Source organism: Flavonifractor sp. HCP28S3_F3 (assembly GCF_052065355.1).
GTDB lineage: Bacteria > Bacillota > Clostridia > Oscillospirales > Oscillospiraceae > Flavonifractor.
On sequence record NZ_JBQHUF010000026.1, the window covers coordinates 1 to 6,919 of the forward strand.

General features: G+C 47.6%; 6 protein-coding genes. All 6 read right to left on the reverse strand.

Annotated features, from left to right (window positions below):
• Window positions 1-218: 218 nt before the first annotated feature.
• Window positions 219-1,670, reverse strand: a complete 1,452-nt coding sequence (locus ACTNB1_RS14685) for a hypothetical protein (RefSeq protein ID WP_199488597.1) — start codon at window positions 1,668-1,670, stop codon at window positions 219-221.
• Window positions 1,671-2,085: 415 nt separating this feature from the next.
• Window positions 2,086-3,333, reverse strand: coding sequence for a plasmid recombination protein (locus ACTNB1_RS14690; RefSeq protein ID WP_015517767.1), 1,248 nt, complete (start codon window positions 3,331-3,333; stop codon window positions 2,086-2,088).
• Between the two features lie 449 nt (window positions 3,334-3,782).
• A complete protein-coding gene (locus tag ACTNB1_RS14695) occupies window positions 3,783-5,243 on the reverse strand; it encodes an Lsa family ABC-F type ribosomal protection protein (protein WP_441170523.1) in 1,461 nt (486 codons plus the stop codon).
• Window positions 5,244-5,617: 374 nt separating this feature from the next.
• Window positions 5,618-6,100, reverse strand: coding sequence for a hypothetical protein (locus tag ACTNB1_RS14700; RefSeq protein ID WP_076917214.1), 483 nt, complete (start codon window positions 6,098-6,100; stop codon window positions 5,618-5,620).
• Between the two features lie 33 nt (window positions 6,101-6,133).
• Window positions 6,134-6,412, reverse strand: coding sequence for a type II toxin-antitoxin system YafQ family toxin (locus ACTNB1_RS14705; protein WP_021632616.1), 279 nt, complete (start codon window positions 6,410-6,412; stop codon window positions 6,134-6,136).
• Entirely contained in the window at window positions 6,405-6,671 is a 267-nt protein-coding gene (locus ACTNB1_RS14710; protein WP_033119556.1) for a type II toxin-antitoxin system RelB/DinJ family antitoxin, read from the reverse strand. The genes ACTNB1_RS14705 and ACTNB1_RS14710 overlap by 8 nt, the downstream gene beginning before the upstream one ends.
• Window positions 6,672-6,919 lie beyond the last annotated feature (248 nt).

Sequence of the window (6,919 nt, forward strand, 5' to 3'; positions counted from 1 at the left end):
GGTACAAAAAACTAAGCCCCTACAAAAGGAGCTATCATAATCCTTTGTTCCCACTATTTGATTATAGTTTTATTTAAGAATACCTTGCCGCATATTTTTTACTCCTTTTCTTGATTAAATCATTGTATCACATCAGTTTTAGGAAAGCAAGTACCTAAAAGAAATTTTTCTTCCCCTTACCCGCCCCGAAAACGCCTTGTAGGGCGTTTCTGGGGCGTTTACAGCCCTTTCTTAAATTCCTCCACCAACAGATCGCTCAAAGCCTGTGATGGGCGTATTTTGACCGTTATATGCCCCTCCGGTACGGTGTCCCACCATTTGCGGATCGTTTTCGGATCAAGTCCGGTGTCCCTATGACAATCGGCCTTGCGTCCCTCTGGATGCTCCTGCCGCCACGCATAGACTTGCGCTTTCTTTTCTTCTGCCCCTTTTCTTCTCCATGTGCCGCCAGGATAATCCACTTCCTGCACCGCCCTTGCTCTTTTCAAATGCTCTTTCTGTGATCTACCATTCCTCTTGTTGCGCTCGATGCGAACATCGGTCAGAGCTTCAATATCGGAAATCGTGAAATTGTAATACTCCTTGTCGTAGGCTTCCAGCGCACTCCGTATATCTTCCTCGGTCAATGCGTTCTCATGCTTCACCATCTGCAGATCATCAAAAGCCTCTTTCATATCCTGCCGGAGCTGCTGCTTCGACACACCGCATTTGTAAGCATAGATAGCAAGGCACATCAAAAAGAAATACCGATGCCCGCCCTTTATCTCTCCGATCTGCCGCAGCCACCAATGGTAGAGCGCATACGGATCATCACCATGCACCTTTCCGGCAATATCCCACTTCTTGCGTCCTTTCTCGCCTCTCACAACAACACGCTCATACCACTCCGGATATGCCTCCCTCGCCTCAGCTCGTGTCATTTTGGATGGGCTGAAAGGCTTATTGACATCCACCCTGTTTTCTGGCTTTGCGTAGGCGTTCAGATAATCCAGCGTTACCCGTTCTCCGGTACGGAAAGCGACCAGCTCCGTCCCATGCTTGTCATTGATGCTGCCCACCATGCGGAAGCTCTGATTGATGGATTGATACTGGATCGCCTTGACCTGCGAAGTGCTGCCATACTCCCATAGCCGGAAAGTGAGGTCATATTTCAGACTTTTAAGCTGAATTTTTATATTCGGGTATAGGTCAATCGGCTGCTGGAAAACATAGTAGATATGCAGCCCTGTCCCCGACAGAACAAGGAAAGTCGGCATCGGCAACCGGCGCACTCGCTCCGGATCGCCGCCAAAGCGCAGAAAGAGGTTGCGCAGCTCGGCAAGACCTACGCCATCCAGATCGAAGATCAGAGCATACATCCGCTGGGCGTTCTCCAGCCTGTTCTCCTTTCTGCGATATGCAAGACCGCTGCACAAAGTAAGGCTGTTCCCCTCGACAAACTCCATGTAATCCTGTTCCCATGTGTCGTTATACATCTTCCTGCGCCGGAGCTTCTTATCCTCGCTCTGTTCGTCCCGATACAGATACACAGCGTTCGGATGGGAAAAATCCGTGTGCCGTTCTCCGGAGTTCTCATTGTCCGGAAACAGCTCTTTATAAAACTCATAGCCTCCGACCTCCGGATATTGTGCGCTCAAATACTCGTAGCAGCCTCGATAATTCTCGGTCATATTACCACCTCACAAAAGAAAAAGTACCAAAAAGAAAATCCGCTGCGGCGGGGATCGCCTGCGGGCGGGAAGGGGGAAAAGGGGGAGCAAAAGAGCGGCGGCTACGCCGCCTTAAAGAGAAAGTCACCTCCCCCTTTTCCCCCTCGCTGCGGGGCATTGAAAGTGCCGCCACTATGGAAAACCCGATGGGTTTACCACAGTGGCTTGGAAAACCTCTAACGAGGTTTACCACACTTCCAACACCCCTCCGCTCACCCCCCTTTTCCCCTCCGACTTTCTCCCTTTCAGAGAGAAAAAATATAGGTTGGGAGTACCCTTACAGGGGGCTTAGATTATCAATACAGCAATTCCCTATTTTCAGTTGTTATTATAGCCTGTCCGAAAGAGATTTTCAAGCCCTCCGGACAGGCTTCTTTTACAGCTCCATGCCGCCCATTCCTCGCTGGTGCTGCTGTTGCTCCTGCTGCTGTCCAATCTCCGGATCGGGCAGCAGCTCCCTCGCCTTTTCAAGCAGAGGACGCAGACGCTCCGGCAAGTGTTCTTCCAAGAAGTCCAGCATCCGACCGATGCCGTCCGTCAGACGCTCGGTGAAGCTGCGTTCCTCCTGCAGCTCGGATTGCAGATAATAGTTTTCATCGCGCAGCCTCCGGTTTTCCTGTTCAAGCCTCTGCTGCCGCTGCGCTTCTTCCAGCCGCTTCTTCATGGACGGCACCTGTGACCGCAGACGGGTGTTTTCCTCCGTCAGCTCCTGTACCTTGTGCCGATCCGTCACGCTGCGCAGTGCCATTTTCTTTAGCTGCTCGACCTGATCCACCGTCACGCCCTTTACTGCCCCTGTGAGCGTCTTTTCCGGCTGAATATCATGCAGGGGTGCATTTACCCTGTCAGCCTCCTTTAAGAGCCGCACAGTGCCTTTCAGAGCGTCCCGCTGCCGTTCCAGCTCAGCAACCTCCCGCTCTACTGCCGCTGTCTGCTGCTGCACCGCTTCCAGCCTCGCAGCCGCTTCCTTGAACTGCGGCAAGTCCATGTGCGGTCTGTTCGTGCCGAGAGAGATAATTTCAAAATCGTGCCGCTGGGCGATCTCCGTCAGAGCTTCTTTCTCCCGTTCCATCCACGCCGCCCATTCGGTCTGCTTTCTGCCGACACCGACAAACCCCTGCTGCTTCAATGCCTGTTTCATAGATACCCTTGTAGAAAGTCCTCTTGACTGCTCCGTTGCCACAGGGATAAAATCGACATGGAGATGGGGCGTTGCCTCGTCCATGTGCAGCACCATATTGAACACCCGCAGATGGGGGTTGCGTTCTGCAAAAGACTCCGCAAAATCTTTCAGAGCTGCCGCCGCCCGTTCTCCGTCCGGCGTACCGCACCCACAGTCGCTCATGTTGCCGATCTGGAAGATCGCTTCATGGAACAGCTTTTCCTGTTTACTCTGCCGGATATGCTCATAGTAGTCCGGTATCTTATCTCTCGTTTTGGTTTTCTTTGCGTTGTAGGCTGCGAGAGCTTCATCAAAGACCATATGATAGACCTGCTTCAGATCCTCGTTGCAGAAAACAATGTTCTGCTCCGTCCGGCTCCGGTCTACATTCGCCGCTGAGAAGCTGCGGTTGTTGTGCCGGATGCTCCCTGCACCTGTCATACCCGAAATCGTAACTCCCATAAAATCGCCCCCTTTCCGCTTATTCTTCCGTCCTCTATTTTATCATAAATTTCCGCTAAAAACAACCTCTTTGTTACTTTCTGGTGAGAAAGTAACGCAAAAGCACTTTCACACCGCCACCCCATCGGTGCAGCGGTGTGAAAGTGCTTTGCGCCCCTAAAGGGGAGGGGTTGCCGGAGCTGCTTCACTGCCGGCTCGTGCCTGCTGCTCTGCCAGCTCCGGAGGGGCGCTGCCCCTGCCGTCTGCGGACGGCTCCCCGACCTTCATCCCACCGATAAACTGGAATTTGAGTCTCTGTAAAGCTGGAATTAACCCATACAATTATTTTAATTTAGAGGTTCTTACGCAATTATCCGTATTTTGTAATTTTTCAATACTGGAATGCCAGTGTAAATCAGCATTCTCCATTTTTATTAAAGCGAAAAACGTAAAATTGCGGAAGAACCAATTTAGATATTCACAATTTTACTTGCCACAGTATCTCGAAAAACACTGTCATGTTCTACCAGGAGCATGGTCGGGGCAAACTCCGTTATGAGTTGTTCAATCTGCATACGTGAGTACACATCAATAAAGTTGAGCGGTTCATCCCATACATACAAGTGTGCCTTTTCACAAAGGCTTTTCGCAATTAGGACTTTCTTCTTTTGCCCGCCAGAAAAGTCTTTAATATCCTTTTCAAACTGTACACGCTCAAAGTCCATTTTCCTAAGAATTGCCTTGAACAAACTTTCATCAAGGTTGTTTTCTTCTGCAAACTCGGAAAGGGTTCCACATAAATACGATGTATCCTGTGGCACATAAGAAATTACAAGCCCAGAGCCAAGTGTTACTGTACCCGTATAATCTATGGACTGCCCGACTACCAACTTTAACAGGCTACTTTTGCCACTGCCGTTCTTTCCATCAAGCACAATGCGTTCTCCCTGTCTTATTTCAAACGAAACGGGTTCACAAACTGAAATGCCATCATAATAAACTACTACATTCGATAATGATGCAAGCAAATCTGTATGGTAATTAAGCGGTTGTATCTTGAGGGCTTCTGCGGTTTCCATATTTTTCAGCAATGCTGATTTTTGTTCGATTGTCTGTTGTTGTCTCGCTTCTATAGATTTTGAACGCTTCATCATTTTGGCGGCTTTATGACCGACATAACCTTTATCTGCTGCCCCAATTTTGGAAGCTTCTACACGTTCAGACCATACTGCAGCGCGTTTTGCCGACTGCTGTAATCGTCTGATGTCCTTTTGCAAACGTTCGTTCTGAGCCAGTTCAAATTCTTGTTGGCGCTGGAAGTTGGTGAACCAAGTAGAAAAATTTCCGCTTTGTACTTCGATGTTTGACCGATTGATCGACAGGATATGGTCAACACAGCCATCTAAAAAACAGCGATCATGAGAGACTAAGATAAATCCCTTTTTCCGTTTCAGGTATGCTGAAACGGTTTCTCTGGCTTTCATATCCAAATGGTTTGTCGGTTCATCAATCAGTAAAAAGTGTCCATCATTCAGAAAGAGGGCGGCAAGCAGCACCTTGGTCTGCTCCCCATTGGAAAGCGTAAAAAATGGTCTCCAAAGCACATCATCACGGACTTCCAGATAGGATAGTTCTCTCAACAGTTCCCATTCTTCCGCCAGCGGGCAGACTTCCGAGAGAATGTCCGCAGTTAATCTGTTTTTATTGCTAACAGGGTATGGAAAGTAATCAAATTGCACAGAGGCTTGTATTTTCCCATGGTATTCGTACTTTCCAAGCAGAAGATTTAGAAAAGTTGTTTTACCTCTGCCATTTCTACCAATGAACCCAAGTTTCCAATCTGTATCAATTTGAAAATTGACATTTTCAAAAATGTTATCATAGCTGGATGGATAGGCAAAGGTAAGGTTCTCGACTCGGATCATCGACATATCGCATTCCTCCTTTATTCCGGGGATAAAGAACATAAAATAAGAGCTGCAAGAAAGTCAATTCTTGCAGCTCGTCACAGCATAATAGTACCACCCCTATCAAGAGTGATACGCCTACGATATATCGAGTGAATAGACTTTTAACTTTCTTGCAATGGGTACAATGGTACTGTAAAACACAGTATCACTGTATATTCCAATTTATTTGCAAGAAAAGTTAATCATCTTTCCACCTCTTTCTAAATTTCAAAATATTATACCATAAATCGCAGGCAAATACAAGTGGTTATAAAAATTTAACAAATCGCTTATAATACAATCATATAACTTTACGCATTCCTTACTGACCGTAAAATTCCGATTTGTCGTTCTGTTTAGTCCCCAAAGAACCTACTAAACCAGCTACGCTTTTGAACCGGTTCTGTCTCACGCTCCGGCTGATCGGCTCCGGACTTGCCGGAAAGAAGCTGCTGATGCATTGTCCCAGCATGGAGAGCCTGGGCCGCTGCCGCAGTCTGCTGTGCCGTCACCAACGCCGAGCTGACCTCCGCCAACCTTGCGTTCAGTTCCTCGATCTGCTTGTCCTTTACAGCAAGTTGCTCGCTTTTCCGGTCTAATTCTCCCTGCAGCATAGCGATCAAAGTGGTTTCGCAAGTTTCGCAACTTGCTTTCGCCTGTTGCGAAACTTGCTTTCGTTCAACACCTAAATAATGCTGATATATGGCGGTTTTTTGACTTTCGCTGATTGCGAAACTTCCTTTCGCATCTTTCGCAACATGGTTTCGCCTACACCATGCACGAACTGCCTGTTCCGACACGCCACATTCTATTGCAATTTCCGTTATTACACCCGCCAAATATCATCACCACTCTTTCATCCGGAGTTAATCTCAAAACAAATCGCTATGAGATCCCGTCCTTATCAATTTCAAAATCAAAGTCTGCCGAACAACTTTATAGACCAACAGCCAGTCCGGCTCGATGTGACATTCTCTCATGTCCTTATAATTTCTGGAATTAGTGAGAGCATGATCTCGATACGCCTCCGGCAACGGCTGCTCGTTACACAACAGCGTGATCACTTCCTCCAACTTCTTCGGATCGCAGCCTCTCTTGATCGCAAGCTTGTAATCTCGTTTGAACTGCCCCGAAAACTCCGGCTTAAGCATTCAGCGCCTCCATCAGATCTGCAACGCTATCAAACGGACCATACATATCCTCTCCCTTTTCTGCCGCCTCCATCGCCGCATAGGTAACAGCATTCGGCTCGTCAACCTTGACTTCAAAGGGAAGTCCATGACACCTAAGTGCCTGTCGATAAAAAATACCCGTTGCCGTACTCAAATCCATTCCGAGGGACTTAAAGAGAGCTGCCGCCTGTGCTTTCAGCTCCGGCTCCATTCTTATCGTCATATTTCCTTTAGCCATAATAGCACTCCTTTCCTCGTCATTTTTAGCTTGCACTAATATTATATTCAATATTCGTGACATTTGCAAGTGCATTGCAAATGTTTTTTTGCAACTTTTCTATGAACAGTGCTTTCTATATGCTAACACCGCAGCGTGAATGCTCATGTACGGTAAAGTATCACAAGAAAATTATGTCGAATTGACAGCCGCCTCCGCTATACCGAATAAGGAAATAAAGAGTCCTCAAATTTTGCGCTACTAAATGA